Here is a 25,211-nt window from a genome sequence, read left to right as displayed (position 1 = left end):
TTGCTGGCCTGGTTACCGTGCTGGTCGATGGTGGCGCAGGCCTACGAACCGGACGTATTCGCTACCACCAACCAGGTGTCTGCCCAGGCGGTGTACGACCTCGACCGTGGCGGGTTGTCCTGCCATGTTGGGGCGCTGCCGGAACAGCTGTCTCTGGAGGACGCTATCACGCGTATTCTTTGCCATGACCCACAAACCCGCCTGGCCTGGGCGAATGCCAAGGCCCAGGCGGCGCAGGTCGGAATCAGCCGCGCGGCCTACCTGCCACGTCTGGATGGGCGTCTGGACGGGAGCCGCAATACCAATGAACAACAAGGTCAGCTTTCTTCCACCAATGGGCATCGCCAACGCACTGGCTCCAGCCTCAATCTGAGCTGGGTGTTGTTCGACTTCGGCCGCCGTGGTGCCGCCTTGCAGAATGCCCAGCAGTTGCTGCTGGCAGCCAATGCCAGCCAGGATGCGACCTTGCAAAACACCTTCGCCATGGCTGCCCAGGCATACAATGATGCCTTGGCCGCGCAACGCAACCTGGCTGCTTCGCGCCAGGTCGCGGAGCTCGCAGCGCAGAACCTCGAGGCCGCCGATGCCAAATACAAGGCCGGCGCTGCCGCGCTGTCCGACCGGCTGCAGGCGCAAACTGCGCTCTCCGAGGCTCGCCTGCGCGAGGTGCGAAACAGCGGCACCCTGCATCAAGCCCTGGGCACCATTGCGCTGCGCATGGGCCTGCCGCCAGAAACTCCGCTGAAGCTGGTGGGAGGCTTGACGCCATTACCCGATACCCATTTTGTCAAAGCGGTAGATGACCTGCTGACCGAGGCCCGCCAGCAGCATCCTGTGCTACTCGCTGCCCAGGCCCGGCTCAAGGCTGCCGAAGCCTCGGTAGAGGAAAGTCGCGCTGCCGGTCGCCCGACTCTCAGCTTGACCGCCAACCTGGCACGCAACCGGATCGACCAATCCCGGATTTACAATGGTGACTACCGTGAGCGCGACAGGAGCATCGGCCTGCAGCTGGACATTCCGCTGTTCGATGGCTTCGCCCGCAGCTATCAGGTCCGCAATGCCTTGGCACGGGTCGAATCCCGTCAGGCTGAACTGGCCGATAGCGAACAGCAGGTTTCACTGGATGTCTGGAGCAGCTACCAGACCCTCAGTACCGAGACGCGAAGCCTGGCTCGTACCCGCGAACTGGTCGATCAATCGCGTCAGGCCCTGGAAGTGGTCCAGGGGCGCTACCGCTCCGGAGTCGGTAGCATGATCGAACTGCTCAATGCGCTGACCGCCTACGCCGGTGCCGAAGAACTGCATACCCAGGCCCTCGGCAACTGGCAGAGTTCACGTCTGAAGCTTGCGGCGGGTCTGGGCCGTCTGGGGTTCTGGGCCGTGGATGCAAGATAGACAATCATATTAGTCTGGTGAATGAGAGGCTTGCCTCCCGGGTGTCTGGTCAGGGTTGGTGCATGGGGGGCACGTCTGTTAGCGCGTTACCAAGCCCCTCCCGATCAGAGGGGCAGCTCCTTGCGGGTCGGTGTTCGCATATATTTCGGAGAAACAGGAGGGCACACCGAGATAAGGAAAATGTCATTCGCAACACTCCTGTTACCGCCTGGTAAAGATCTGGCATGACCAGTTTGCCAGTACCATTGTCCAGTCAGTCTCTCACCGCTCATAGCCTGCTCGGGCAAAATGGGCGATGTGACTTGCCCACAAAATCCCGATCATTTGCCCTCTGAACAGCTGCGACAGGGGGGGCGTGATTGATGTCGTGTGCCAAGAACCTCATAACCGACCCGCCTGAGACATATCAGCAACCTAAGTGCGTCCTGCGACTACAGTTTCCTCGCATGCTGCCGACAACGCTGGGTCACCTGTGGTTGGCATATGCAAGCGTTTCGGCATGAGCGTCATAGGCGCCAGCCCGTCTTCCAGCGTCGCGGCTGCAGGAAAAGCGGTACGGTAAAAAAACTGCTTATCTGTAAAATCGATAATGCATGGCGATAATACGGTGAAAGGCCGATAAGGAAATGACTTAGACTGCACACACAGTCACTCACCGATCAGGACGATTGCCATGGCGTTTAGAGATCTTGCCGCTATAAATGTGGGAATCAAATCCTTTGGTCCTTGCTTTGGAGTTGCTTCAACTGCCGGGAACGATTTCAGGTTTCATTGTTGAGTGAGTGTTGAACATCGTTCTGTGTTGCATGCATTAGCATTTTGTGTGCGGTCCGGTGGATCATGTTTTTAATGTGAACAAACAGGTTTTCTGGATGCACCCTGGCGTAGGCTGGCTAGTGTAGGTGTTGAACTGCCATTAAATAAAGTCAGCGTTGCAGCGCTTTTATAAAGGAAGATAAGTAATGTATATGTTTTTGCCGTTCTTGATTGCGTTGATGAGTGCTATTGCTCTGTTTTTGGGGAAGAGGCGAGTGGGGATCTGTCTATGGCTTCTGCTATTGGTTGTCTCTGTTGCATGGTTTGATTATCACTCGACAGACCCACTTACCCTATCGTTCTAAAAAGGCATTGTCCATGACGAGTAACTACAGCTTGCAGTCCTCGACTGAAAAAGATACACCCCGTTTTTCCCAACTCAATATTGGCGATGTCCTGAATATCATTGGTCTTCTTGGTGTAAGCGCGTCACTGGTGATCGCTTTCTACTATCAGTTGGTGGAGCATGAATTACCGTGCCCGCTGTGCCTTCTGCAGCGAGTGGGTATGATTGCAATAGGCTTCGGCTTTTTAATGAATGTGCGCTTCGGTATACGCAGTGCACATTACGGTGTTGCGTTATTGGGGAGCCTGCTAACCGGGGCCATTGCCTCGCGTCAGATGTTTTTACATATTATGCCGGGAGACCCGGGTTATGGATTGGCACTTTTTGGCCTGCATTTCTATACGTGGGCTGTCGTGTCTGCCTTAGCAACTATTACATTTGTCTCAGGGCTTTTAATACTCAAGACCTGGGAGCGGCCATCACCAATACAACCGCGGATGCACGTTCTTGGAAAGTTGGCCATTATCGTGTTTGTCTTCCTGATAGCTGCAAATCTGGTGTCTACGCTGCTGGAGTGTGGGATGGGCGAGTGCGAGGCTAATCCTACGGTTTATCAGATGCTAACGAATTAATACAGCTTCGATGAAGCTTTCCTTAGGCCTGTGAGGGCATTACCTCACAGGCCCGATGTACTCTAAGCACTCGCTTTTTAATTTCGGTCGCGATGACTGAAGTTCGCTCCACTGCTTGCTACTAATCGAGAGAAAGTTCGAGTTGTCTTGTCGGTCACGACCCTGCGCCCGATTTTCGGCAGAGAGGCTATATCGGTCGTTTAGTTTGCACCAACTAACTTGAAAAACTGCCGTTCCGGTCATGATTTACTCGCACATGAGAGGACAGTTATGTTTGATTTACAGGCGTTAGACTTGGCACGAATGCAGTTCGCATTTACGGTCTCGTTCCATATTCTGTTCCCGGCTATTACGGTCGGGTTGGCCGGTTACCTGGTGGTGCTCGAAGGCCTGTGGCTCAAGACCCATAACGACACCTACCGTGACCTGTACCACTTCTGGTCGAAGATCTTCGCCGTCAACTTCGGCATGGGGGTGGTTTCGGGCCTGGTCATGGCCTACCAGTTCGGCACCAACTGGAGTCTTTTTTCGGATTTCGCCGGCCCCATTACCGGGACTCTGCTCACCTATGAGGTACTCACAGCCTTCTTCCTCGAGGCGGGTTTTTTGGGAGTGATGCTGTTCGGTTGGGGGCGGGTTGGACGCCGCCTGCATTTTTTTTCTACCCTTTTGGTGTCTCTTGGGACGCTGATATCGACCTTCTGGATCTTGGCGTCCAATAGCTGGATGCAGACCCCGCAGGGTTATGAAATCGTCAATGGCCAGGTCATTCCGATGGACTGGCTGGCGATTGTTTTTAATCCGTCGTTCCTCTACCGCTTGGCGCATATGGCCACGGCAGCGTTCGTTGCCACGGCATTCTTCGTCGGTGCTTCGGCTGCCTGGCACCTGCTGCGCGGCCGTGATAACCCGGCGATCCGCACCATGCTGTCGATGGCGATGTGGATGACCCTGATCGTCGCGCCGATCCAGGCGGTCATTGGTGATTTTCACGGCCTCAATACCCTCAAGTATCAACCGGCAAAGATTGCCGCGATCGAGGGCCACTGGGAAAACGTCGGTAACGAGCCGACCCCGCTGATCCTGTTCGGCTGGCCGGACATGAAGGAAGAAAAGACCAGGTTCGCCGTCGAGATCCCGTATCTGGGTAGCCTTATCCTGACCCACAGCCTGGACAAACAGGTTCCCGCGTTGAAATCGTTTGCCCCTGAAGACCGCCCCAACTCGACCATCGTGTTCTGGTCATTCCGGGTCATGGCTGGCCTGGGCATGCTGATGATCCTCACTGGGTTGTGGAGCCTGTGGCTGCGCAAGCGCGGCACGCTGTACCGCTGCCGCCCGTTTCTGTACTTGGCGATGTTCATGGGGCCGTCCGGCCTGATCGCGATCCTCGCCGGCTGGTTCACCACCGAGATCGGCCGTCAGCCGTGGGTGGTCTACGGGCTGATGCGCACCGCGGACGCTTCGTCCGGGCATAGCCTGATGCAGATGAGCATCACCCTGGCGCTGTTTGTCATGGTGTATTTCTCGCTGTTCGGTGTCGGTATCGGCTACATGATGCGCCTGGTGCGCAAGGGGCCGAAGACCAACGAAGGCGCGGAAGTCAGCCACGGTGGTCCTGGCCAGAAACGCACGCCGGCCCGTCCGCTGTCGGCCGCCGACGACGATGCCGAAGACAACGGCACCAGCCTGAACAAGGGGAATTGAGTCATGGGTATTGATCTTCCGCTGATCTGGGCCGTGATCATCATCTTCGGCATCATGATGTACGTGGTCATGGACGGTTTCGATCTGGGGATTGGCATTCTTTTCCCTTTCATCAAGAACCATAGCGACCGCGACGTCATGATGAACACCGTCGCCCCGGTCTGGGACGGTAACGAAACCTGGCTGGTCCTGGGCGGTGCCGCGTTGTTCGGCGCCTTCCCGCTGGCTTATTCGGTGGTGCTCTCGGCGCTGTACATGCCGCTGATCCTGATGCTCATCGGCCTGATCTTCCGCGGCGTGGCCTTCGAGTTCCGCTTCAAGGCCAAGGAAGCCAAGCGCCACATCTGGGACAAGGCGTTCATCGGCGGTTCGCTGGCGGCAACCTTCTTCCAGGGCCTGGCGCTGGGTGCCTTCATCGATGGCCTGCCGGTGGTCGACCGCCAGTACGCCGGCGGTTCGCTGGACTGGTTCACGCCGTTCACCCTGTTCTGCGGCGTCGCGCTGGTGGTGGCCTATGCCTTGCTCGGCTGCACCTGGCTGATCATGAAGACCGAAGGCAAGCTGCAGGAGCAGATGCATGACCTGGCGCGGCCGTTGGCCTTCGTGCTGCTGGCGGTGATCGGTGTCGTCAGTATCTGGACGCCGCTGGCCCACCCGGAAATCGCTTCGCGCTGGTTCACCCTGCCGAATCTGTTCTGGTTCCTGCCGGTGCCGATCCTGGTGCTGGTGACCATGTACGGCTTGCTGCGCGCCGTGGCCCGCAATGCTCACTACACGCCGTTCCTGCTGACCCTGGTGCTGATTTTCCTCGGCTACAGCGGCCTGGGCATCAGCCTGTGGCCGAACATCGTGCCGCCGTCGATCTCGATCTGGGACGCCGCCGCGCCGCCGCAAAGCCAGGGCTTCATGCTGGTGGGCACGCTGTTCATCATCCCGTTCATCCTGGGTTACACCTTCTGGAGCTACTACGTGTTCCGCGGCAAGGTCACCCACGAAGACGGTTACCACTAGCAGAGGAGTGCTCCAATGGACCATAAGAGAATTGTTGAATCGGCCGAGCATAAGCCACTACTGCGGCAGCGGCTGGGCTGGATGCTGGTGATTTACGTGGGCAGCGTGGCTGCACTGGGTGTGTTTGCCATGCTGATTCGATTGTTCATGCAGGCGGCGGGGATGAAGTCGCACTGATAGACCGCCCGATGTTGGTTGCAACTCCTTTAGGAGGTGGACTCTGGTTGGTATCGGGGTGCGCAAATCGCCGATGCCTGATTCGTGGTCGGAGGCCGCTTCCTGAGTACATCTGGGGAGTGGTCCCGCAGCCCACTATCGGTGAGATGTGCCACGATCCAACCTGATTGGCACGTGAATCGTCAGTGCTGGCGGAGCGCGATAAAACGCCGTTTCCGGTGTCACCGGATAACACCCTTGATCGGTCAGGCGGTGCTCTCACCGTCTTGTAACTGTCCGGCATGACCAGTTTGTCAGTAGCATTGTCCAGTCAGTCTCTCTCCGCTCAACGCCTGCTCAGGCAACCTACGCGCGGAATCTCGCTCCTTTAACCCCTGAACAAACTGCGACCCTGGCTACGCAGTTGATGTGGTATGTCGAGATACTGTCGTAGTTTCCTCCAGCGTTTCCTCACGAACCTGACAACACTGGCTATCGATGTGGTCTGGCGTCTTCAGCATTGAGCGTCATGTCTGCGGCAGCGAGTGTTCGATCCGCTTCAAGAAAACCTTGCTCAGCCTTCTGATCAAGACAGCTTGCGGCAGAAATACCGTCGTACAAAAAACTCATTATCGGTAAAACAGATAACACATGACGATAGTACGGTAAAAAGCCGATAAGGAAATCACCTAGAATGAACACACGGTCATTCACACATCAGGAAGATCACCATGTCGCTTAGAGATCTCGCAGCTATCAATGCGGGAGCCAAACCCCTTAGCCATTTGAGCCGACCACGGGAGGCGATACGCCAATTCACGCCGAACTGGTTCGCCGCCACCATGGGCACCGGCATCCTGGCCTTGGCCCTGGCTCAGTTTCCGCTCGCCATTCCAGGCCTGCGATCGGTTGCCGAAGGGCTGTGGATGTTGAACATCGTTCTGTTCTGCACCTTCAGTGTCCTGTACCTGGCCCGGTGGATCATGTTTTTCGATGAGGCCAAGCAGATCTTCGGGCATTCTACGGTATCGATGTTCTTCGGCACTATTCCGATGGGGCTTGCGACCATCGTCAATGGACTTCTGGTGTTCGGCGTCCCTCGGTGGGGCACTGGCGTCATACCGCTTGCCGAAGCCCTGTGGTGGATCGATGTGGCCATGGCGCTCGCCTGCGGTGTGCTGATTCCTTACCTGATGTTCACCCGTCAACAGCACAGCATCGATCAAATGACTGCCGTCTGGCTGCTGCCCGTGGTTGCCGCAGAAGTGGCGGCTGCCAGTGGTGGGTTGCTGGCTCCGCAGCTGCTCGATACAGGCGCGCAATTCATCATGTTGATCACCAGCTATGTACTGTGGGCCTATTCGGTGCCCGTCGCGCTGAGCATTCTGGTCATCCTGCTGTTGCGCATGGCGTTGCACAAACTTCCCCACGAAAGCATGGCGGCATCCAGCTGGTTGTCGCTGGGCCCTATCGGCACAGGCGCGCTGGGCATGCTGGTCATAGGCGGCGATGCCCCCGCGATCTTTTCGGCGCAGGGGCTGCAAGGGATTGGCGAGGTTGCTCAAGGCATTGGACTGATTTCCGGCATTCTTTTCTGGGGCCTGGGGTTGTGGTGGATGGCAATGGCCACCTTGATCACCGTCCGTTACTTCAAGGCAGGCATTCCTTTTAACCTGGGGTGGTGGGGATTTACTTTTCCTATCGGTGTCTATTCGCTCACGACTCTCAAGTTGGGCTCGGTTCTGCATTCCAGCTTTTTCAATATCTTTGGCGGATGCCTGGTGTTGGTGCTGGCGGTCATGTGGTTGATCGTGGCTTGCAGAACGCTCGCAGGGGCGTATCGAGGCAATCTTTTCGTCTCGCCTTGCATCGCCTCTTTAGCTAAATAGTCAACTCATCAATAGCGACCTCAGGCTTGCAAGCCTGAGGTCAGCGGTCAATCTGACTCACGGTATTACCTATCTGACGAACGACAGGCGCGTAGAGCGGGCCATTGGCAGCGCTTGGGAAAAATAAAGTGAAGGTTGTGATCTTCGATCCTTTGTTGAGAGTGCAGAACGTATGTCCACTGATAACGGAAACACTATTAAGCGACGTGTCTTTCTCCAGGGCGCAAGCCTGGTAGCTGCGGGGCTTGCATTCAAACCGTTGCGCAGTCGAGCGGCAGAAACCGAGGCTCAGGACTTTGCCAACGGAACCCGGGAGTTGGTGGCTTATCCACAGAAAAGACCCTTGATGCGTGTCACTGCTCGTCCACCGCATCTGGAAACACCGTTTTCGGTGTTCAACGAGTCGGTACTGACGCCCAATGATGCATTTTTTGTTCGCTACCACCTCGCCAATATTCCTACCTCGATTGATGCGGACAACTATCAGCTGCAGGTCAAGGGCCTGGTGGACAAGCCGCTCAGCTTGAGCCTTGCGGAACTCAAGGGGTTGGGGAAAGCCGTCGAGGTCGTGGCCGTCAACCAGTGCTCCGGTAACAGTCGAGGTTATGGGGCGCCGCGGGTATTTGGTGCGCAGCTGGGTAACGGCTCGGTGGGTAACGCACGGTGGACAGGCATTCCGTTAAAAGCAGTACTTGAACATGCTGGCGTCCAGGCGGGAGCCAAACAAGTCACCTTTCGCGGCCTGGACCACCCGGTCTTGCCGACAACGCCAGAGTTCATCAAGGCACTGGGTATCGATCTCGCGCTCAGCGATGAGCCGATGATTGCCTGGGCCATGAACGATGCCGATATCCCTTTTCTTAATGGCTACCCCATCAAACTGATCGTTCCTGGTTATTTCGGTACCTATTGGGTCAAGCACTTAAGTGAAATCGAGGTCATTGACCATACCTTCGAAGGCTACTTCATGGAAAAGGCCTACCGCGTTCCTGACAATGATTGCCAGTGCGGCCGATTATATTGAGTATCAACCGCCCGGCTTCGACCAGAAACGATGGACAGGTCTGGCCAGAAAAATGAAAGAGTCTTATGGCGCGCCACTTTCTGAGAGTGAAGTAGGGCTGGTGGGTGAATACCTGGCCGCTACCTATTCAGGTCAACCTGCTGCCGAGAGTAAGCCTGTGATCAAGGCAATCGAGCTTGCGGCCAATACAGTTGATCAACCTAAAGTTGCAGATGCAAAGGCGCTTCTGGATCAGAACGGCTGTCTCGGCTGCCATGCGATTGATCGACAGGTTGTTGGCCCCGCGTACCACGATGTTGCTATGCACTACAAAGGCAATGCCCAGGCCATTTCGCAAGCTATCGATCACATCAGTCACGGTGGTTCTGGACGTTGGGGCGCGATACCGATGCTGCCATTTCCAGGTTGGCAGCCAGCTGAGCTGAAGCAGTTGGCGGACTTTGTTCTGGCGCAGTGATTTCTCCAGATACGACTCATAAACAGCTGAGGAGCTTTGGTGTACCAGTTGAATCGTCCCGGATTGTCTAACATCAAGGCTTTATAAAATTTCGTGAAGGACAGCGTTTTTACATAGTCTGGGCCAGAAGCAGTCACTGCAAGTCTTAAAGTAAGAGCGAAGTATTCGACATGCGCGTCACTGGCTGTTGGTCGACCGTCTCATGGCCAATATTCGTGCATGGCGAGAGGCGTCTGCCAAAGACGAATTATTGAACAGCCATCGGTACATGTTCCGCGAGATACCCAACGAACGCAGATACTGATGGGAGCAGCCCCCGGCGAGAAGGCATTAACACGCTTAGCGTAGACAACCCGGCAATCCAGTGAGGCAACACGCGAATTAACTGGCCCTGTTCCACCTCGGCTGCACCTACGAAACCCGGTAACGCGACGATTCCCAAACCTGCGCACGCGGCGGCTTTGAGCGTTGTCATGTCATCGCTCACAAGGTTCGGCGTAAACGGCTGCACAACGAAAGGGATACCGGAGTGTTCTTCACGCAGGTGCCATGCGTAGCTCTCCTGCGCACTGCCGAGTGCAATACCGTCATGTGTCGACAATTCATCGGGTTCGCTGGGCATGCCTTTGCGATCCACATAGGCAGGACTCGCGAACAGATACCAAGGGGTTCGGGCAATTGACCGCTGAATCAACGAAGAGTCTGGCAGCGGCTCGATATGAGCCCGCAGGCAGAGATCGAAGCCTTCCTGCACAGTATCCACGCAGCGGTTCGTGGCGTGCTGAACGATGCTTACTCTCGGGTAAGCCGCCATGAAGCCGGGAATCAGTTTAGCCAGCACCAATTGCGCATAGGAGATTGAACAGGTAAAGCGAATGGTGCCGCTGGGTTCGGAGGCGCGACGTCGGACGACGTTTTCCGCCGCCTCGGCCTCAACCAGCATGGCCAGAGCGTGACGATGGAACTCGACACCGATCTCCGTCACGACAAAACGTCGTGACGTGCGCTGAATCAGCCGTGTTCCCAGTGAGGCTTCAAGCGCAAGAATGCGCCGGCTGATGCTGGACTTTGGCACACCAAGCACCCGAGCTGCCGCCGTGATGCCCTGGTGTTCTACCACCTGGACGTAAAGGTAGATGTCGTTCAGATCAAGCATCGCTAACCCTCGTTGCAAGGCATCCGACCTTTTGCGTCGGCGTATCGTCCCATCATGTAGACGATGGTTCCCATTTAGCCTGATTGTTCTCAGATTGTCCCAACCCTAATGTTAAGGCATTCCGATCTTCCCCCAGAGAGTCTGGCCATGAGCTCGCCCCACTTCCATGAACACCTGACCCACGAAAACGCCATCCTGCTATTGGTCGATCATCAGGTCGCCCTTTACACCGGTGTGCGCGACATCGACACCTTTGCGCCCAAGCACAATGTCGTCGGCCAGGCCAAAGCCGAGGCGGTCTACGCTGCGCTCGGTTCGCCTTTCGCCGGCCTTGTGTATGGCCTCAAACAAATTTTCTCGCACCGCTGAGTGCTTTCCGATTTTCCATCCACCTCTCTCTTCAGAAGGCATCAAGAAATGAGTAAAAAGAGCTATACGCAGACCCGATTCTCCGCGGACGATTCAGCACTTGTTCTGATTGATCATCAATCGGGGATCATGCAACTGGTGCGTGACTACACCCCGGCAGAGTTTCGCAATAATGTGGTGGCCTTGGCGAAGGTCGGCAAGGTCTTCAATCTGCCAACAGTCCTGACCACGAGCTATAGTCAGGGTCCTAACGGCCCGTTCATGCCGGAAATAGTGAAGATGCATCCGGATGCACCTCTGATCGATCGACCTGGCATCATTAGCGCGTGGGACGATTCCAACTTCGTTGCTGCGATCGAAAAGACAGGACGTAAGAATCTGATTATGGCTGGCACCACGGTCGACATTTGTCTGGCCTTCGCCGCAATGCAAGCAATTGATGCTGGCTACAACGTCTACGGCGTGATTGATGCTTCAGGTGGATATGAGGTGACTATTCGCGAGAACGCCGTCGCTCGGATGCGCGACCATGGAATTATTCCGGTCAATTGGACCACCATTGCGGCCGAGCTCCAGCGCAATTGGACGTCGTCGACCGGTCAGGAGATGGTGAAGGTTTTCCATGACCATTACCCACCCTACGGCCTCTTGATGGACAGCTTTGAAGGCGCGATTGCGGCTCAGAAGACCTTCTGACTTCTTGTCGCACATCTTCGATGGGCCCGATCCCTTGCTGGGTCGGTGCCCGCATAGGACTTACCGGTGACTCCACTATGAGCAACCCGATATTTGATGCCAGTAGCCGCGGATAGCTATGTGACTGATTGAGGATTGAACATGAACCAAAACAACACATTTACTACCGCCAGTGACGCTTCAGTCGCTGACAACCAGAACTTCCGTTCTAAAGGATGACGGAGAGTTTGGGCGAGCTCTTTCCTCAAGATGTAGGACTTTTTGAACTCCTCGATAGCGTGCAAATTGATCCTTCGTGATGTAACGCCATTTCTGCATTCAACAGTTGAATTCAGCAGCCCATGCCGAACCAAGGTATAAGCAATGTCGGTGGTGGTGCCTAGATATTTTGCAGCTTGGCAAACGTTCAGCGATTGCGAACTGACCATCTGCTTCATATAGGTCAATGGCTGCCAGTACATCTTGCAACCTGCCGAGCTGTCTTCTTGAACTTGCCCCCTTCAATTTTCCCCATGACCGTCACCTCAAAAGGCTCGATATTTCACTCCTTAGGTTAGGTTCAGACTTGGCCAGCCTCTAGCGTTTCGGTAGCGTCTTATTACCTTTGAGGCAGGCGTGTGCCTTTAACGGTCAGCCCAGCAATCCATCTTTCAGTTTTTTTTATTTTTGAATCATGTATGTGCTGTTTCTGTCATTTCCTTTGAATGTCTACACCCAAAGAGCAGTCGTTCTGAACCAATTGCTACCTTTAATAAGAAGCATTACTATTCACGCCTCCCCACCCTCAGCACACTGCAATGACCCCCAAGCCGCCTCGCCGCCCAGGCTTTTTCGAGCACTACGAAGAGTTGATCGGTACCTGGACGCGTCGGTTGAAGAGCCGTTCGCAGGCGGAGGACCTGGCCCATGACACCTTTGTCCGGGTGCTGGAGGCGGATGCGGCGGCGGTGCAGCAGCCGCGGGCGTATCTGCATCAGACGGCGCGCAATATCGCGGTGGATGCTTATCGCCGTGAGGATCGACGCGGTGCCATGGAGTTGGAGACGGTGTATCAAGGCGCGTCGCCCAGCGGCGACCCGGAGCATTTCATGCATGCGATCCAGCTGGCTGACTCCATCGAACGGGCCCTTGGCGAGTTGCCGTTGAACTGCCGCAAGGTGTTCGTCTGGCAGAAGATCGAAGGGCTGACCCAGGCCGAGATTGCCCAGCGCCTGGGGCTGTCAAAAAACATGGTGGAAAAGTATATGATCCGCACCCTGCGGCATCTGCGCGAGCGCGTGGACGGGCCGCAGTGATGAATGCCATGCCTTTTTCACCCCTAGCCCAACAGGATGTTCCATGACGCAGACTCGTGAGTGCGCGTGCGGGCAGGCGACGGTTCGCGATGAGGCGGCGCTGTGGTTTGTGCGCCTGCAAGAACCGGCGATTAGTGCCGAGGAGCGGCAGCGTTTCGACGCCTGGCTGGCGGAACACGACGCGCATCAGGATGAATACCAACTGCTGCAAAGCCTATGGGCGGCCACCGACCTGGTGCCCAAGGCGCGTTTGCAGGCACTGTGTGAAACCCCGAACCTGAGCAGCAAGCGCCGGCCGCTGTTGCGTTACGCGGTGGCGGCCAGTGTGCTGGCGGTGGCCGTGGGCCTGGGGCTGTTCAGCGGCCTGAACCAACCTGCCGGGTACAGCGCCGAGTTCGTCACGGCCCTGGGCGAGCGCCGCCATGTGGCCTTGCCCGACGGTTCCCAGGTGGACCTGAACAGCCGCAGTCGCTTGCTGGTGCGTTATGAACAAGGCCAGCGCAGCGTCGAGCTGAGCGAAGGCGAGGCGATGTTCAGTGTCGAGCACGACAGCAGCCGGCCCTTTGTGGTGGCGGCCGGGGCCGGCAAGGTCACGGTCATCGGCACCCGTTTCGATGTGCGCCGCGACGCCAGCCAGACCCGGGTGGCGGTGGAGCAGGGCAGGGTGAAAGTGCAGGGGCGGGACGCCGCGGACAGCGACTTCGTTAACCTGACCGCGGGCCTGGGTACCGCGGTCGATGCCCAGGGCAAAGTGGCCGCGGCCTATGCGGTCGATCCCCAGGCGCTGACCGCCTGGCGCAGTGGCAAGCTGGTGTTCAACAACGCCAGCCTCAGCGAAGTGGTCGCCGAGGTGTCGCGTTATCGCGAGCAGCCGCTGCGGGTCGGCAGCGAGGTGGTGGGCAGGCTGCGCCTGACCAGCGTGTTCAAGGCCGACGACACCGATGCGCTGCTCAAGGCCTTGCCGAGCATCCTGCCGGTGGCGGTGAAGACCCATGCCGACGGTAGCCAGGAAATAATTGCGCGATAGATTCAGGTTTTTTTCGAGTTCTTCGTCTTCTTGTCCAACTGCAACTGGTTTGCATTAACAGACGCATCTACTTGCGATCAACAGGACTGCTCGAACTTGAAACGCCTCGACCTGAATAACAACAATCCTTGCTCGCCCTCTACCCGCTGGCTGCCGCTGGCCCTGGCCCTGGCGGTCAGTGCCGCGTTGCCCCAGGCCCATGCCGAGCAGGCGCCGAGCGCCATCCATATCCAGGCCCAGCCGTTGGGCCAGGCCCTGAGCCAGTTGGGGCTGCAAACCTCGCTGCAGGTGTTTTTCAGCCCTGAGCTGGTGGCCGGTAAACAGGCCCCGGCGGTGGACGGCAACCTGTCGCCGGAGCAGGCGCTGCGCCAGTTGCTGCAAGGCAGCGGCCTGCAATACCAGATCGATGGCGGCTCGGTGACCCTGAGTCCAGCGCCGTCGGCGGTGGGTGACGGCCCTTTGGAACTGGGCGCCACCAGCATTAGCGTGGTGGGTGACTGGCTGGGCGACGCCAACGAAGCGGTGGTGCAGAACCACCCGGGTGCGCGCACGGTGATCCGCCGTGAAGCCATGCTCGAGCAGGGCGCGATGAACGTCGGCGACGTGCTGCGTCGGGTACCGGGCGTGCAGGTGCAGGACGCCAACGGCACCGGCGGCAGCGATATTTCCCTCAACGTTGGCGTGCGCGGCCTGACGTCGCGCCTGTCGCCGCGCTCCACGGTGCTGATCGACGGCGTGCCGGCGGCCTTCGCCCCTTATGGCCAGCCACAGCTGTCGATGGCGCCGATCTCCTCGGGCAACCTCGACAGCATCGACGTGGTGCGCGGCGCCGGTTCCGTGCGTTACGGACCGCAGAACGTCGGCGGGGTGATCAACTTCGTGACCCGGGCGATCCCGGAAAAGGCCACCGGGGAAATCGGCAGCACCCTGGAAACCTCCCAGCGCGGTGGCTGGAAGCATATCGACACGGCGTTCCTCGGCGGCACCGCGGACAATGGCATCGGCGCCGCGCTGCTGTACTCCGGGGTCAACGGCAACGGCTATCGCGCCAGCAACAACGGCAACGACATCGATGACGTGATCCTCAAGACCCATTGGGCGCCCACCGACCAGGACGATTTCAGTCTCAACTTCCACTACTACGACGCCAAGGCCGACATGCCCGGCGGCCTGACCCAGAAGCAGTACGACGCCGACCCCTACCAGTCGGACCGCGACTGGGACAACTTCAGCGGCCGCCGCAAGGATGTGTCGTTCAAGTACCTGCGCCAGATCGACGACCGCACCCAGTTCGAAGTGCTGACCTACTACTCCGACAGCTTCCGTGGCAGCACCATCGCCGCCCGCGACCAGAAGACCCTGGTGTCCTATCCGCGCACCTACTACACCTTCGGCATCGAGCCGCGGGTGTCCCATGTGTTCGACCTCGGCCCGACCACCCAGGAAGCCAGCGTCGGCATGCGCTACCTGAAAGAGGGCATGCACGAACAGGCCAGCCGCCTGGCCCTGGTCAACAACCAGCCGGTGGTGCGCCCGGGCTCCGACGGCCATGTGTACCAGGACCGCACCGGCGGCACCGAGGCCACGGCCTTCTACATCGACGACAAGATCGACGTCGGCAACTGGACCATCACCCCGGGGATCCGCTTCGAGAACATCCGCACCGAATGGCACGACCGCCCGGTAGCCGGCACCAATGGCGTGCCGGTGCAGGAGAAGCGCCGCGAGATCAACAGCAACGAGCCGCTGCCGGCGCTGAGCCTGATGTACCACCTCTCCGATGCGTGGAAGCTGTTCGCCAACTACGAGACCTCGTTCGGCAGCCTGCAGTACTTCCAGCTGGGCCAGGGTGGGGTGGGCGACCAGACCGCCAACGGCCTGAACCCGGAGAAGGCCAAGACCTACGAGATCGGTACGCGCTACAACGATGAGGTGTGGGGCGGTGAGTTGACGGCGTTCTACATCGACTTCTCGGACGAGCTGCAATACATCAGCAACGATGTCGGCTGGACCAACCTCGGCGCCACCAAGCACCAGGGGATCGAGGCTTCGGTGCACTACGACCTGGCCGCGCTGGACCCGCGCCTCGACGGCCTGACCGCCAATGCCGGCTTCACCTACACCCGCGCGACCTATGAAGGGGGCAGTTCGGCGTTCAAGGGGCGCGACCTGCCGTTCTACTCGCGCCAGGTGGCGACCCTCGGCCTGCGTTACGACATCAACCGCTGGACCTACAACATCGATGCCTTCGCCCAGTCCAAGCAGCGCTCGCCGGGCAACATGGTCAACGCCGACGGCAGCTTCAACGACAACTACATCACCGAAGGCAGTGCCGACGGCCAGTACGGCGACATGCCGGGCTACGTCACCTGGAACGTGCGTGGCGGCTATGACTTCGGTTCGCAGTTGTCGAACCTCAAGCTCGGCGCCGGAGTGAAGAACCTCTTCGACAAGCAGTACTTCACCCGCTCCAGCGACAACAACTCCGGCATCTACGTCGGCGCGCCACGGACCTTCTTCGTCCAGGCCAGCGTCGGCTTCTGATAGACTGCGTTGCCCCAATCGCGGGCAAGCCTCGCTCCTACAGGGACATGGCTTGCCCGCGATTTTTTATGCCTGGTGCAAAACCCTGTAGCCGCTGCTGCAGGCTGCGCAAAGGCCCGCAGGGCCTTCCGGCAATTCTGAAAACGTAGCTGGGTGCTTGGGCGTGCGTGTTGGCTGGACAGGCGTATCGTGGGCAAGCCTCATGCTTCTGTAGGAGCGGCCGGTCGACGCTCGATTGCCCGCGAAGGGGCTCAAACCTTCAACACTTTGCCGCTGGCCGCCACGCCGATCAGCATCACCGCGATCAGGCCGAAGGCGATGCTCAGGCTGCTGCCGTGGGCGATAAAACCGATCAGCGCCGGGCCGGCGAGGATGCCGGCGTAACCCAGGGTGGTGATGGCCGGCACGGCGATGGCTTCGGGCATCAGGGTTTGTTTGCCCACCGCGGTGTAAAGCACCGGCACGATGTTCGAGCAGCCGACCCCCACCAGCGCATAGCCCACCAGTGCCGCTTCCCAGGCGGGCGCCAGGGTTGCGAGCAGCAGGCCCGCGGCGGCCACCGAACCGCCCATGACGATCACCCGCTTGGCCCCCAGCTTGTGCACGATGGTGTCGCCAGTCAGGCGGCCGACGGTCATGGTCAGGGCGAAGGCCGCGTAACCCAGGCCGGCATAGGCGGCATCCACCTGGCGCTCGGCACTGAGGAACACCGCGCTCCAGTCCAGCACTGCGCCTTCGGCGAGGAACACCACGAAGCACAGGCAGCCGATAAACAGCACCACGCCGTGGGGCACGGCAAAGGCCGGGCCCGAGCTCTGGCTGCCGTATGGCAACATGTGCGGCGCCGCCTTGAGCAGGGCGACGACCAGCAAGGCCACCACCACCAGGGTCGCGCCCAGTGGCGACAGGCCCAGGCCGAGCATGGCGCTGACCCCGGCCGCGCCGACGATGCCGCCAAGACTGAACAGGCCATGGAAGCCCGACATCATCGGCCGCCCGCTGGCCCGTTCGACGATCACCGCCTGCAGGTTCACCGTGGAATCCACCGTGCCCAGCCCGGCGCCGAACATGAACAGCCCGGCGATCAGCAGCGGCACCGTGCTCACCGTGGCCAGCAACGGCAGGGCCAGGCAGATCAGCAGGCTGCCGGCGGCCATCACCCGCCGGCAACCGAAGCGCCCGGCAAGCACCCCGGCGATCGGCATCGCCAGGATCGAACCGACTCCCAGGCACAGCAGCAACAGGCCCAATGTGCCTTCATCGAGCCCGGCCCGGGCCTTGGCGTAGGGCACCAGCGGCGCCCAGGCGGCGATGCCGAAACCGGCGATGAAAAACGCAATGCGCGTGGCCATCTGTTCCAGGCGGCCGGGGCTGATCTGTTGCTGCGAGGTGTGGGTGTTCAGGGCTGTCATAAAAATCCTTGGCGGTCACCCCGGCGCGCCTGGCGCTTGTCGCCATTGCTGTTGCCGCTGGAGGACCGAGTCTGCCGTTTCACCGACCAGTTGTTGATACACCGCTGGCGACGTGGCGCCTTCGGTGTTGATAAGCAGGACGCGTGAGTGGGCGTCGAGGTGCGCGACTTTGCGCCGCGCGCCATCCTTGCACATCAGGCTCAGTCCCGCGAGGCCCGCGGCGCCGGATTCGCCGGCCACCAGGGGAATGTCCCGGGCGCTGCCGCTGGCCAGTCGGCGCATGGCGTCGGCGGCGAGCGCGTCGGGGATTGTGACAAAACAATCGATCGAAGGTTGCAGGAAGCGCCAGGCCAGGCCGGCCATCGGCGAGTCCACCGCGCCACTGGCCAGGCCCCGGCTCGCAGCCCTGGAAATAATATTGCGTGGCTGGCGAATTTGTTTCGCATAATCGCCAGCCTTTGCACAATTTCATTTCATTGATTGCTCGCCAGCGATTGCCTGCTTACGGATTGCCTACATGACCACCAGCCTGGACGCCTACGACCTGAAACTGCTCGCCGAGCTGCAACGCGATGCGCGCACTCCGCAAAGCGAGCTGGGGTTGCGGGTGAACCTGTCCACCGCGGCGGTCAATCGGCGCCTCAAGCGCCTGAGCGATGAAGGGGTGATCGAACGCTACAGCGCGGTCATCGCTCCCGAGGCGCTGGGCTATGAGCTGAGCATCATTGTCGAGGTGGAGGTGGAGAGCGAACGCATCGATCAGCTCGATGCGCTCAAGCGCAGCTTCCAGGCCTGCCCGCAGGTGCAGCAGTGCTACTACGTGGCGGGGGAGTGCGATTTCGTGCTGATCTTCGCCGTGCGCAACATGGCCCAGTACAACGAACTGACTCGCGAGCTGTTCTTCGAGAACAACAACGTCAAGCGCTTCAAGACCCTGGTGGCCATGAGCCGGGTCAAGGTCGGGCTGGATGTGCCGACCCAGCCTTGATGAGTGATTGACCCCGGTTTGCCGAAAACAAGCGTTCTTCTGTAGGAGCGGAGCTTGTCCGCGATAAACGAAAACGCGGTCCGTCAGGCGGACCGCGTCGTTCTTATCGCGAGCAAGTCGGATCGCCGCCCGTTCGCTCCTACAGAAGCCAGGGTATCTCTGGCTGGCTGGTGAAAACGACAACGCGGCGCCCTTGGGCGCCGCGTTGTCGTGGGGCAGGCCGATCAACCCTGGCGACGGGCATCCAGGCTGAAGCGACCGGCGCCGTAGGCCACCACTTGCAGCAGGCCACCGGCCATGGCGATGTTCTTGAAGAAGTGGATGAACTGGTTCTGGTCGCCCAGGTTGTTGTGGAAGGCCAGGGCGGTGGCCACGCTGAACACCGCCAGGCCCAGGGCTACCAGGCGGGTGCGGTAGCCGGCGATCAGCAGCAGGCCGCCACCCAGTTCCACGGCGATGGCGATGCCCAGGGCCAGTTGCGGGAAGGGCAGGCCGACCGATTGGATGTAACCGACCATGGCGGCTGGCGCGGCGACTTTCGAGAAGCCGGACAGGATGAAGATGGCGCTGAGCAGGACGCGCCCGATCAGGCTGATGCTGGCGTTGGTGTTCGAGCTGGCGGACAGGCTGTTGGTCAGTGTGGACATGCTGGATTCTCTCAGTGGGTTCGGCCTCACCACTCTGGTGCGCCGCAATGGAGAGAAGTTTGCCACTGGCGTTATGAACGTAATAGCCGAATAATTTCGAGTATCAGGTTCGATTTTCTAGAACATAGCCTTTGCGAGAACAGCACCATGTCCAGCAACCCCGGCACGCCCACCCTCGATCAATTGCGCATCTTCCTCACCATCGTCGAGGTCGGCAGCTTTGCCGGCGCGGCGCGCAAGCTGCATCGCGCCACCTCGGTGATCAGCTATTCCATGGCCAACCTGGAGCTGCAACTGGGGGTCAGCCTGTTCGACCGCAAGACCACTCGCAAACCCCAGCTCACCGAGGCCGGGCGCACGGTGCTGGCCGAGGCGCGCAGCATCTACAACGGCATCGACGGCCTGCGGGCCAAGGTCAAGGGGCTGTTGCAGGGCCTGGAGGCGGAAATCCACTTGGTGATCGACGTGATGTTCCCGGCGGCGCGCATCGTCGATGCGCTGAAAAACTTTCGCCGCGAGTTCCCCACGGTGCAGTTGCACCTGCATATGGAGGCCCTGGGCGCAGTGGCCGAGATGGTGCTGGCGGGGCGTGCCGCGGTGGGCGTCAGCGGCATGGTGCATCGCGATCTGGCGGGTATCGAGCGGGTGCAGGTGGGGTTTGTCCAACTGATTCCGGTGGCGGCTCCGGAGCATCCATTGGCGCAAGCCTCGGTCAACCTGCCGGGGGCCGGCCGCGAGCATGTGCAGCTGGTGCTGTCGGACCGTTCCGAGCTGACGCGCAACCAGGACTTCGGCGTGGTCGGCACCCACAGCTGGCGCCTGGCGGACCTGGGCTCCAAGCATATGCTGCTCAGGGAAGGCATCGGCTGGGGCAACATGCCGGCGCCGATGGTCGAGGAAGACTTGGCCAGCGGGCGCCTGGTGCAACTCGATCTGCCGGGCAGCCAGGGCCTGCCTTATGGCTTCGACGCCATCTACCGCCTCGACACGCCACCGGGGCCGGCGGCGTCCTGGCTGATCGATTGGCTGGTGGCCCAGGCTCAGTCCGCCGCCTGAGGCATTGCCTGATCGGCCTCCTCGCCAGGGCCGAGGGCCTGGGCCAGGAAGTCGACGAAGAAGCGGATCTTCTGCGACACATGGCGATTGCTGGCGTACACCGCGTAGATGGTGCGGCCTGGCATGGAGTAGCAGGGCAGGACCCGCTGCAACTGGCCGCTGTCGAGCAGCGGCTGGGCGATGAACGAGGGCAGGGCGCCGATGCCCAGCCCGGCCTGGAGCATGTCGCTGAGCATCAGGCTGTTGTCCACGGCAAAACGCACCGGCAGTTCCAGGCGGCTGCTGCCTTGCGGGCCTTCCAGCTGCCAGTGGCCGGGATGCTCGGCCAGGCGATAGGCCAGGCAGCTGTGGTCGCGCAGCTGATCGACGGTCTGCGGGCTGCCATGGGCCTGCAGGTAGGCCGGGGCGGCGCAGATCACCTGGTCGATTTCCCCCAGTCGGCGGGCGATCAGCGATGAGTCGCTCAGCTGTCGGCGTATCCGCAGCGACACATCGAAGCCTTCGCTCACTACATCCAGCAGACGGTCGTCGAGGGTCAGGTCGATGCGAAATTGCGGGTAGCGCCGCATGAAGTCGGCAAGGATCGGCGACAGCACCTTGAGGCCGAACGACAGCGGCGCGTTGACCCGCAGGCGGCCGCCGGGCTCGCGGGTGCCGGCGCGGGTCGCGCATTCCAGGGCCGCCAGTTCGTCGAGCAGGTGGCAGCACTCGCTGAAATAGGCCTGGCCGGCGTCCGACAAACTCATGCGGCGCGTGGTGCGCAGCAGCAACAGGCTGCCCAGGTGTTCTTCCAGCTGGCGCACCTGCTTGCTGACGGCGGCGGTGGATTGCCCCAGGTCGTTGGCCGCCAGGCTGAAGCTGGCGCGCTCCACCACTCGGCGAAAGGTGCGCATGGCTGCCAGCACGTCCATATTGTTTCTCCTGGGTTGAATATGTCTTAACGAAACGCCTGATTATCGCCGAATTGTTAATCCATACCATGGGCACTTCATTTCACAGGAGTGTCGTCATGACTGTTTCCCGTTTGTCGCGTGTCATCCCCGGCCTGGCCGCCTTGTCGCTGTTCAGCGCCCTGTTCAGTGCACAGTGCAGCGCCGCGCCCCAGGCCGAGGTGGGTGTCAGCCCCTGGGGGCCGAAGGATGAGATCGGCCGCCTGAACCTGATCACCGAGCAGTCGCGGGCGGCGATCATGGCCCGGGTCAACGGCAGCCAGGCCTACGATTTGGCGGTGGACTATTACGTCGGCATGCCCAGCTGGCAGGCGGCGGGCGATCCTCCCTATCAGATGTGGATGACCCATACCCCCCACGGCAATGTGATCGCTGACCCGATGCAGGTCGGCGAGCCGATGAACCGGCATGTCAGCTATACCGGCTCGGCGGTGTCGATGTACGCCCATATGGGCACCCATATCGATGCGCTCAACCACTTCGGCCTCGACGGCAAGATCTGGAATGGCTTTCGCGCTGACCAGCACCTGGGCGACCGTGGCTGGAACGTCACCGGCGCGGAAAAACTGCCGCCGATCGTTGCTCGTGGGGTGCTGATCGACGTCGCCGCGGCCAAGGGCGTGGACATGCTGGCGGACAATTACCGGGTGACCCGCGCCGACCTGCAACAGGCGCTGAAGGCGCAACAGGTCAGCCTGGAAAAGGGCGACGTGGTGCTGATCCGCACCGGGCGCATGCGTGACTATGAAAAGGCCCAGGCCTATATGGCCAACCCGCCGGGCATGAGCCTGGACGCGGCGAAGTTCCTGGTGGAAGAGGGCGGCGCCATGGTGGTGGGCGCCGATAACCTTAGTTTCGAGACCTTCCCCTCGGAGGTGGAAGGCAACTACCTGCCGTTGCACACCTACCTGCTGGCGATGCAGGGCGCGCCGATCATGGAACTGGTCAACCTCGAAGGCCTGTCGCGGGACCGGGTGTACCAGTTCGCCTTTATCGGCGCGTCGTTGAAGTTCCGCGGTGCCGATGCCGCACCGATTCGGCCGATCGCCTTGCCGATTCGCTAGGTGCTTGCCGTGTGACCTGTAGCCGCTGCCGCAGGCTGCGATCGAGCGGCACGCTCGTGGCGATCTTGCGGGCGCCGAGACCCTGCGGGTCTATCGCAGCCTCGCGGGCTCGGCAGCGGCTACAGGGAATGGTGACGCCCTCGATATTCCGGTCAGGCCCGATGTTTGTGTAGCCGCTGCCGCAGGCTGCGATCGAGCGGTACGCTCGCGGCGGTCTTGCGGGCGCTGGAGACCCTGCGGGTCTGTCGCAGCCTCGCGGGCTCGGCAGCGGCTACAGGGGGCTGGGTTCAGTCTTGCCCGCACAACGTTCGCAAGGCCGGGTCGCGTATTTGCATCAGTTCGAACAGCCCCAGGGCGCGGAGCGCCGGCAGGGCGGCCAGCAGGTCTTGCTCGGCGGCGCGCCGCTGCTCTGTCGGCGTGCCCGGTTCGGCCCAGAGCCGGGCATTGATCAGGAAGGCCCCCACCGTGCCTTTGCGCACTTGGGTGCCGTTGAAATCGGCATGGTTGAGATGATCGGGTAACAGGTCTTCGGCGCGCATGGATCGGTCCTCGTGTGAATAAGCGCTCAGTCTGCGGTCAAGGGATTGGCTAAACTGCCTGATTCATGTCGTTGAATAACGTGGAACAGCCAATGTCCCAACCTTTGGTTTCCCCCTTGCTCGCTCAAGCCCAGGGCGGCCCGCTGCTGGCCGCGGCCTGGCAACACAGCCCGATCGAACGGCAGACCGCCGCCCACAGTCATGCCCGCGGCCAACTGCTCGGCGCCCGGCGCGGCCTGCTGTCGGTGACGGCGGCCGACAGCCAGTGGGTTGTGCCGGCGACCCATGCGGTGTGGGTGCCGCCCCGGTGCGAACACGCCTTGCGTTCCCATGGCCCGTTCGACGGCTGGAGCGTCTATATCGAGCCCGATGCCTGCCACGGACTGCCGGAGGAACCACGGATCATTGCCACCTCCGGGCTGTTGAGGGAGGCGGTGATGCGCGCGGCGAGCTGGCCACAAGGCGCGCTGGAGGAGCGCCAATTGCACATCGCCCGGGTGATCCTCGATGAGCTGGTCAGCCTGCCGGTGGAACCCTTAGGTTTGCCGTTGCCTATGGAGCCGCGGTTGCGGCGGATCTGCCAGGCGCTGGCCGACGACCTGGCGGACAACCGCGGCCTGGAAGCCTGGGCGCAGTGGGCGGGGATCTCGCCACGAACCCTGGCCCGGCGGTTTGTCGGCGAGACCGGTTTTGCCTTCAGTCAGTGGCGGCAGCGGGCACGCTTGCTGCGGGCCCTGGAGCGCCTGGCGGCGGGGGATGCAGTGACTCGGGTGGCGCTGGACCTGGGCTACGACAATGTCAGCGCCTTTATCGCCATGTTCCGCCGTCAGTTCGGGGTGACGCCGGGGCGCTACTTTGTGGGGCGGGAAAAGGGCTGATCGATTCGCCGCTTTTCCTCCGACGCTTTCACCACCTCGTCACACCAGTGAAAGCCGCTCCCGGCTGTGGCTCAAATAGCCAGCGCCTGGCGCATCTGCAACACGTCGTCGTGGCGGGTACGCTGACCTGGGCGCTGACATAGCCACGGGGCTTGGCCGGGCCGCTGCATTCACAGTAATGTCAGCGGCCCGTCTGCTTTTGGAAGCCTCTACATGACCTCTTTCTACGATGCCCGCGGCAATCTTTACGCTGTGGTGGCCCCCGCTGAAGTGCGCCGGCTGGGGATCGCCTTGCCGGCCAGCGCGGCCGAGGCGGCGCAAGCCCGGGCCGACTGGAGCGAGCAGGCCATCGAGGCCTTGTGCGGCTGGACGCCCGGCACCCGGCCGGAAGGGGCCAAGGCCCATCGCAGCGACGGCTTGCTGGTCGGGCCGTTCCAGGACGCGCCGCCGTTCGACCTGCTGATCGTCAACACCGACGGCACCCTGGCCGAGCGCAGTGGCAACGGCCTGACCATCTTTTCCCAGGCCTTGACCGAGCAAGGGCTACTGCCGGCTCAGGGGCCTACGGAGCTGCGGGTGCACCACGACAAGCCGGATGGGGTGTCGCCGGTGGCGACCCTGGTCGAGCCGGCACTGGTCGCCGGGGTGCCCGGCTTCTGGCTGGACCTCGGGCAACCGGCGTTCGGGCCACAGGCCGTGGGGGCGCAACAAGGGGTCGAGAATGACGGTTCGAGCTGTGTCGAGCTGAGCCGTGTGCTTGGGCTGGCGCGGTTGCGCCCGGAATGGAGTCGCAGCCAGTTCGTGCGCATCGGCAACCCCCATTGCGTGACCCTGGTCAGCGATGCCAGCGCCTTGCCGAGCAACCGGCAGATGAGTGAGGCGCCCCTGGCCGAGGCCCTGACCCGCATCGCCTATGCCATGCCCACCGGCAGTGGCGAGCCTTGCCCGGCGGGGGTGAACCTGCAATGGGCGTGGCTGGAAGGTCCGCAGCGTATCGCCGCCCGGGTATTCGAACGCGGCGAAGGCCCCACCGCGTCCTCCGGCACCAGCGCCAGTGCGGTGGCCAGCGCGGCGTGGCGGGTCGGTTGGGTCAAGGCCGGCGAAGTCGCGGTGGTGATGCCTGGCGGTACCGCGCCGTTGCGCCTGGAAGCGCAGGGTGGGGAGTTGGTGCGGGTCAGCCTGTTCGGTACGGCGGTGGGCATTGCTTAGCTCGAGGT

Annotated in this window: 25 protein-coding genes; 19 read left to right on the top strand and 6 right to left on the bottom strand. The window is 60.8% G+C overall.

Translation table 11 applies throughout. From position 1 onward, the window contains the following. The first annotated feature begins 27 nt into the window (after window positions 1-27). The 9 genes from C4K38_RS21035 (at window position 28) to C4K38_RS21000 (ending at window position 9,373) form a co-directional block, all read left to right on the top strand. Window positions 28-1,395: a TolC family protein gene (locus C4K38_RS21035; protein ID WP_231998613.1), complete on the top strand. Its 1,368-nt coding sequence runs from the start codon at window positions 28-30 to the stop codon at window positions 1,393-1,395. Window positions 1,396-2,357: 962 nt separating this feature from the next. Further along, entirely contained in the window at window positions 2,358-2,516 is a 159-nt protein-coding gene (locus tag C4K38_RS32965) for a DUF5993 family protein (protein ID WP_414860354.1), read from the top strand. Window positions 2,517-2,529: 13 nt separating this feature from the next. After that, window positions 2,530-3,129 (top strand): disulfide bond formation protein B, encoded by a 600-nt coding sequence (locus tag C4K38_RS21030; RefSeq protein WP_081001553.1) that lies wholly within the window; start codon window positions 2,530-2,532, stop codon window positions 3,127-3,129. Between the two features lie 270 nt (window positions 3,130-3,399). Beyond that, on the top strand, window positions 3,400-4,836 hold the full coding sequence (locus C4K38_RS21025; protein WP_053280022.1) for a cytochrome ubiquinol oxidase subunit I: 1,437 nt from the start codon (window positions 3,400-3,402) through the stop codon (window positions 4,834-4,836). A 3-nt stretch (window positions 4,837-4,839) separates the two neighbouring features. Continuing rightward, window positions 4,840-5,847: a cytochrome d ubiquinol oxidase subunit II gene (cydB, locus tag C4K38_RS21020; protein WP_053280004.1), complete on the top strand. Its 1,008-nt coding sequence runs from the start codon at window positions 4,840-4,842 to the stop codon at window positions 5,845-5,847. Between the two features lie 15 nt (window positions 5,848-5,862). Next, on the top strand, window positions 5,863-6,024 hold the full coding sequence (locus tag C4K38_RS21015) for a DUF2474 domain-containing protein (protein ID WP_081001552.1): 162 nt from the start codon (window positions 5,863-5,865) through the stop codon (window positions 6,022-6,024). Between the two features lie 710 nt (window positions 6,025-6,734). Further along, window positions 6,735-7,892, top strand: a complete 1,158-nt coding sequence (locus tag C4K38_RS21010; RefSeq protein WP_081364219.1) for a TDT family transporter — start codon at window positions 6,735-6,737, stop codon at window positions 7,890-7,892. 172 nt (window positions 7,893-8,064) lie between these two features. Further along, complete coding sequence (locus tag C4K38_RS21005) at window positions 8,065-8,916, top strand: molybdopterin-dependent oxidoreductase (protein ID WP_081001551.1); 852 nt, start codon at window positions 8,065-8,067, stop codon at window positions 8,914-8,916. Then, window positions 8,888-9,373 carry a c-type cytochrome gene (locus tag C4K38_RS21000; RefSeq protein ID WP_053280002.1) on the top strand — a complete coding sequence of 162 codons (486 nt, stop codon included), beginning with the start codon at window positions 8,888-8,890 and terminating at the stop codon, window positions 9,371-9,373. Before C4K38_RS21005 ends, C4K38_RS21000 begins: the two co-directional genes overlap by 29 nt. A 247-nt stretch (window positions 9,374-9,620) precedes the next feature. Here the strand turns inward: C4K38_RS21000 and C4K38_RS20995 are convergent, their stop codons facing one another. Further along, the gene (locus C4K38_RS20995) at window positions 9,621-10,529 is read right to left on the bottom strand and encodes a LysR substrate-binding domain-containing protein (protein WP_053280001.1); all 909 of its coding nucleotides are present in this window, start codon (window positions 10,527-10,529) and stop codon (window positions 9,621-9,623) included. Between the two features lie 147 nt (window positions 10,530-10,676). Between C4K38_RS20995 and C4K38_RS20990 the strand changes: the two genes are divergently transcribed. From C4K38_RS20990 to C4K38_RS20970, 5 genes are all read left to right on the top strand, one after another. Then, window positions 10,677-10,898, top strand: coding sequence for a hypothetical protein (locus C4K38_RS20990; RefSeq protein WP_053280000.1), 222 nt, complete (start codon window positions 10,677-10,679; stop codon window positions 10,896-10,898). A 48-nt stretch (window positions 10,899-10,946) separates the two neighbouring features. Continuing rightward, window positions 10,947-11,594, top strand: coding sequence for an isochorismatase family protein (locus C4K38_RS20985; RefSeq protein ID WP_053279999.1), 648 nt, complete (start codon window positions 10,947-10,949; stop codon window positions 11,592-11,594). A 797-nt stretch (window positions 11,595-12,391) separates the two neighbouring features. Beyond that, window positions 12,392-12,889, top strand: coding sequence for a sigma-70 family RNA polymerase sigma factor (locus tag C4K38_RS20980; protein WP_053279998.1), 498 nt, complete (start codon window positions 12,392-12,394; stop codon window positions 12,887-12,889). Between the two features lie 43 nt (window positions 12,890-12,932). Beyond that, complete coding sequence (locus tag C4K38_RS20975) at window positions 12,933-13,916, top strand: FecR family protein (RefSeq protein WP_053279997.1); 984 nt, start codon at window positions 12,933-12,935, stop codon at window positions 13,914-13,916. 96 nt (window positions 13,917-14,012) lie between these two features. Further along, complete coding sequence (locus tag C4K38_RS20970; protein ID WP_172833172.1) at window positions 14,013-16,460, top strand: TonB-dependent siderophore receptor; 2,448 nt, start codon at window positions 14,013-14,015, stop codon at window positions 16,458-16,460. A 251-nt stretch (window positions 16,461-16,711) separates the two neighbouring features. On the opposite strand, the gene C4K38_RS20965 is transcribed toward C4K38_RS20970, so the two are convergent. Further along, a complete protein-coding gene (locus C4K38_RS20965) occupies window positions 16,712-17,872 on the bottom strand; it encodes an MFS transporter (RefSeq protein ID WP_053279996.1) in 1,161 nt (386 codons plus the stop codon). Window positions 17,873-17,887: 15 nt separating this feature from the next. After that, entirely contained in the window at window positions 17,888-18,235 is a 348-nt protein-coding gene (locus tag C4K38_RS20960; RefSeq protein WP_124345308.1) for a PALP domain-containing protein, read from the bottom strand. A gap of 154 nt (window positions 18,236-18,389) precedes the next feature. On the opposite strand from C4K38_RS20960, the gene C4K38_RS20955 reads away from it, so the two are divergent. After that, the gene (locus tag C4K38_RS20955) at window positions 18,390-18,860 is read left to right on the top strand and encodes an Lrp/AsnC family transcriptional regulator (protein WP_007932741.1); all 471 of its coding nucleotides are present in this window, start codon (window positions 18,390-18,392) and stop codon (window positions 18,858-18,860) included. Between the two features lie 224 nt (window positions 18,861-19,084). Here the strand turns inward: C4K38_RS20955 and C4K38_RS20950 are convergent, their stop codons facing one another. Continuing rightward, window positions 19,085-19,507: a DoxX family protein gene (locus C4K38_RS20950; protein ID WP_053279995.1), complete on the bottom strand. Its 423-nt coding sequence runs from the start codon at window positions 19,505-19,507 to the stop codon at window positions 19,085-19,087. A gap of 147 nt (window positions 19,508-19,654) precedes the next feature. On the opposite strand from C4K38_RS20950, the gene C4K38_RS20945 reads away from it, so the two are divergent. After that, complete coding sequence (locus C4K38_RS20945) at window positions 19,655-20,563, top strand: LysR family transcriptional regulator (RefSeq protein ID WP_053279994.1); 909 nt, start codon at window positions 19,655-19,657, stop codon at window positions 20,561-20,563. Here C4K38_RS20945 and C4K38_RS20940 read toward each other — a convergent pair. Beyond that, the gene (locus C4K38_RS20940; protein WP_053279993.1) at window positions 20,548-21,474 is read right to left on the bottom strand and encodes a LysR family transcriptional regulator; all 927 of its coding nucleotides are present in this window, start codon (window positions 21,472-21,474) and stop codon (window positions 20,548-20,550) included. The genes C4K38_RS20945 and C4K38_RS20940 overlap by 16 nt on opposite strands. A 98-nt stretch (window positions 21,475-21,572) precedes the next feature. Between C4K38_RS20940 and C4K38_RS20935 the strand changes: the two genes are divergently transcribed. Next, a complete protein-coding gene (locus C4K38_RS20935; RefSeq protein WP_053279992.1) occupies window positions 21,573-22,577 on the top strand; it encodes a cyclase family protein in 1,005 nt (334 codons plus the stop codon). A gap of 287 nt (window positions 22,578-22,864) precedes the next feature. On the opposite strand, the gene C4K38_RS20930 is transcribed toward C4K38_RS20935, so the two are convergent. Next, entirely contained in the window at window positions 22,865-23,116 is a 252-nt protein-coding gene (locus C4K38_RS20930) for a DUF7709 family protein (RefSeq protein WP_053279991.1), read from the bottom strand. Between the two features lie 92 nt (window positions 23,117-23,208). On the opposite strand from C4K38_RS20930, the gene C4K38_RS20925 reads away from it, so the two are divergent. Further along, window positions 23,209-23,994: an AraC family transcriptional regulator gene (locus C4K38_RS20925; RefSeq protein ID WP_053279990.1), complete on the top strand. Its 786-nt coding sequence runs from the start codon at window positions 23,209-23,211 to the stop codon at window positions 23,992-23,994. A 213-nt stretch (window positions 23,995-24,207) separates the two neighbouring features. After that, window positions 24,208-25,203: a DeoR family transcriptional regulator gene (locus tag C4K38_RS20920; RefSeq protein ID WP_053279989.1), complete on the top strand. Its 996-nt coding sequence runs from the start codon at window positions 24,208-24,210 to the stop codon at window positions 25,201-25,203. The last annotated feature ends 8 nt before the right edge of the window (window positions 25,204-25,211 follow it).

This window comes from Pseudomonas chlororaphis subsp. piscium (assembly GCF_003850345.1).
Taxonomy (GTDB): domain Bacteria; phylum Pseudomonadota; class Gammaproteobacteria; order Pseudomonadales; family Pseudomonadaceae; genus Aquipseudomonas; species Aquipseudomonas piscium.
This window is presented reverse-complemented; position numbering and strand designations above follow the sequence as displayed.

Coding starts and splice junctions, on each gene's coding strand:
- C4K38_RS21035 (WP_231998613.1), top strand. CDS start 28: ATGGTGGCGCAGGCCTACGAACCGGACGTATTCGCTACCACCAACCAG.
- C4K38_RS32965 (WP_414860354.1), top strand. CDS start 2,358: ATGTATATGTTTTTGCCGTTCTTGATTGCGTTGATGAGTGCTATTGCT.
- C4K38_RS21030 (WP_081001553.1), top strand. CDS start 2,530: ATGACGAGTAACTACAGCTTGCAGTCCTCGACTGAAAAAGATACACCC.
- C4K38_RS21025 (WP_053280022.1), top strand. CDS start 3,400: ATGTTTGATTTACAGGCGTTAGACTTGGCACGAATGCAGTTCGCATTT.
- cydB (WP_053280004.1), top strand. CDS start 4,840: ATGGGTATTGATCTTCCGCTGATCTGGGCCGTGATCATCATCTTCGGC.
- C4K38_RS21015 (WP_081001552.1), top strand. CDS start 5,863: ATGGACCATAAGAGAATTGTTGAATCGGCCGAGCATAAGCCACTACTG.
- C4K38_RS21010 (WP_081364219.1), top strand. CDS start 6,735: ATGTCGCTTAGAGATCTCGCAGCTATCAATGCGGGAGCCAAACCCCTT.
- C4K38_RS21005 (WP_081001551.1), top strand. CDS start 8,065: ATGTCCACTGATAACGGAAACACTATTAAGCGACGTGTCTTTCTCCAG.
- C4K38_RS21000 (WP_053280002.1), top strand. CDS start 8,888: ATGATTGCCAGTGCGGCCGATTATATTGAGTATCAACCGCCCGGCTTC.
- C4K38_RS20995 (WP_053280001.1), bottom strand. CDS start 10,529: ATGCTTGATCTGAACGACATCTACCTTTACGTCCAGGTGGTAGAACAC.
- C4K38_RS20990 (WP_053280000.1), top strand. CDS start 10,677: ATGAGCTCGCCCCACTTCCATGAACACCTGACCCACGAAAACGCCATC.
- C4K38_RS20985 (WP_053279999.1), top strand. CDS start 10,947: ATGAGTAAAAAGAGCTATACGCAGACCCGATTCTCCGCGGACGATTCA.
- C4K38_RS20980 (WP_053279998.1), top strand. CDS start 12,392: ATGACCCCCAAGCCGCCTCGCCGCCCAGGCTTTTTCGAGCACTACGAA.
- C4K38_RS20975 (WP_053279997.1), top strand. CDS start 12,933: ATGACGCAGACTCGTGAGTGCGCGTGCGGGCAGGCGACGGTTCGCGAT.
- C4K38_RS20965 (WP_053279996.1), bottom strand. CDS start 17,872: ATGACAGCCCTGAACACCCACACCTCGCAGCAACAGATCAGCCCCGGC.
- C4K38_RS20960 (WP_124345308.1), bottom strand. CDS start 18,235: ATGGCCGGCCTGGCCTGGCGCTTCCTGCAACCTTCGATCGATTGTTTT.
- C4K38_RS20955 (WP_007932741.1), top strand. CDS start 18,390: ATGACCACCAGCCTGGACGCCTACGACCTGAAACTGCTCGCCGAGCTG.
- C4K38_RS20950 (WP_053279995.1), bottom strand. CDS start 19,507: ATGTCCACACTGACCAACAGCCTGTCCGCCAGCTCGAACACCAACGCC.
- C4K38_RS20945 (WP_053279994.1), top strand. CDS start 19,655: ATGTCCAGCAACCCCGGCACGCCCACCCTCGATCAATTGCGCATCTTC.
- C4K38_RS20940 (WP_053279993.1), bottom strand. CDS start 21,474: ATGGACGTGCTGGCAGCCATGCGCACCTTTCGCCGAGTGGTGGAGCGC.
- C4K38_RS20935 (WP_053279992.1), top strand. CDS start 21,573: ATGACTGTTTCCCGTTTGTCGCGTGTCATCCCCGGCCTGGCCGCCTTG.
- C4K38_RS20930 (WP_053279991.1), bottom strand. CDS start 23,116: ATGCGCGCCGAAGACCTGTTACCCGATCATCTCAACCATGCCGATTTC.
- C4K38_RS20925 (WP_053279990.1), top strand. CDS start 23,209: ATGTCCCAACCTTTGGTTTCCCCCTTGCTCGCTCAAGCCCAGGGCGGC.
- C4K38_RS20920 (WP_053279989.1), top strand. CDS start 24,208: ATGACCTCTTTCTACGATGCCCGCGGCAATCTTTACGCTGTGGTGGCC.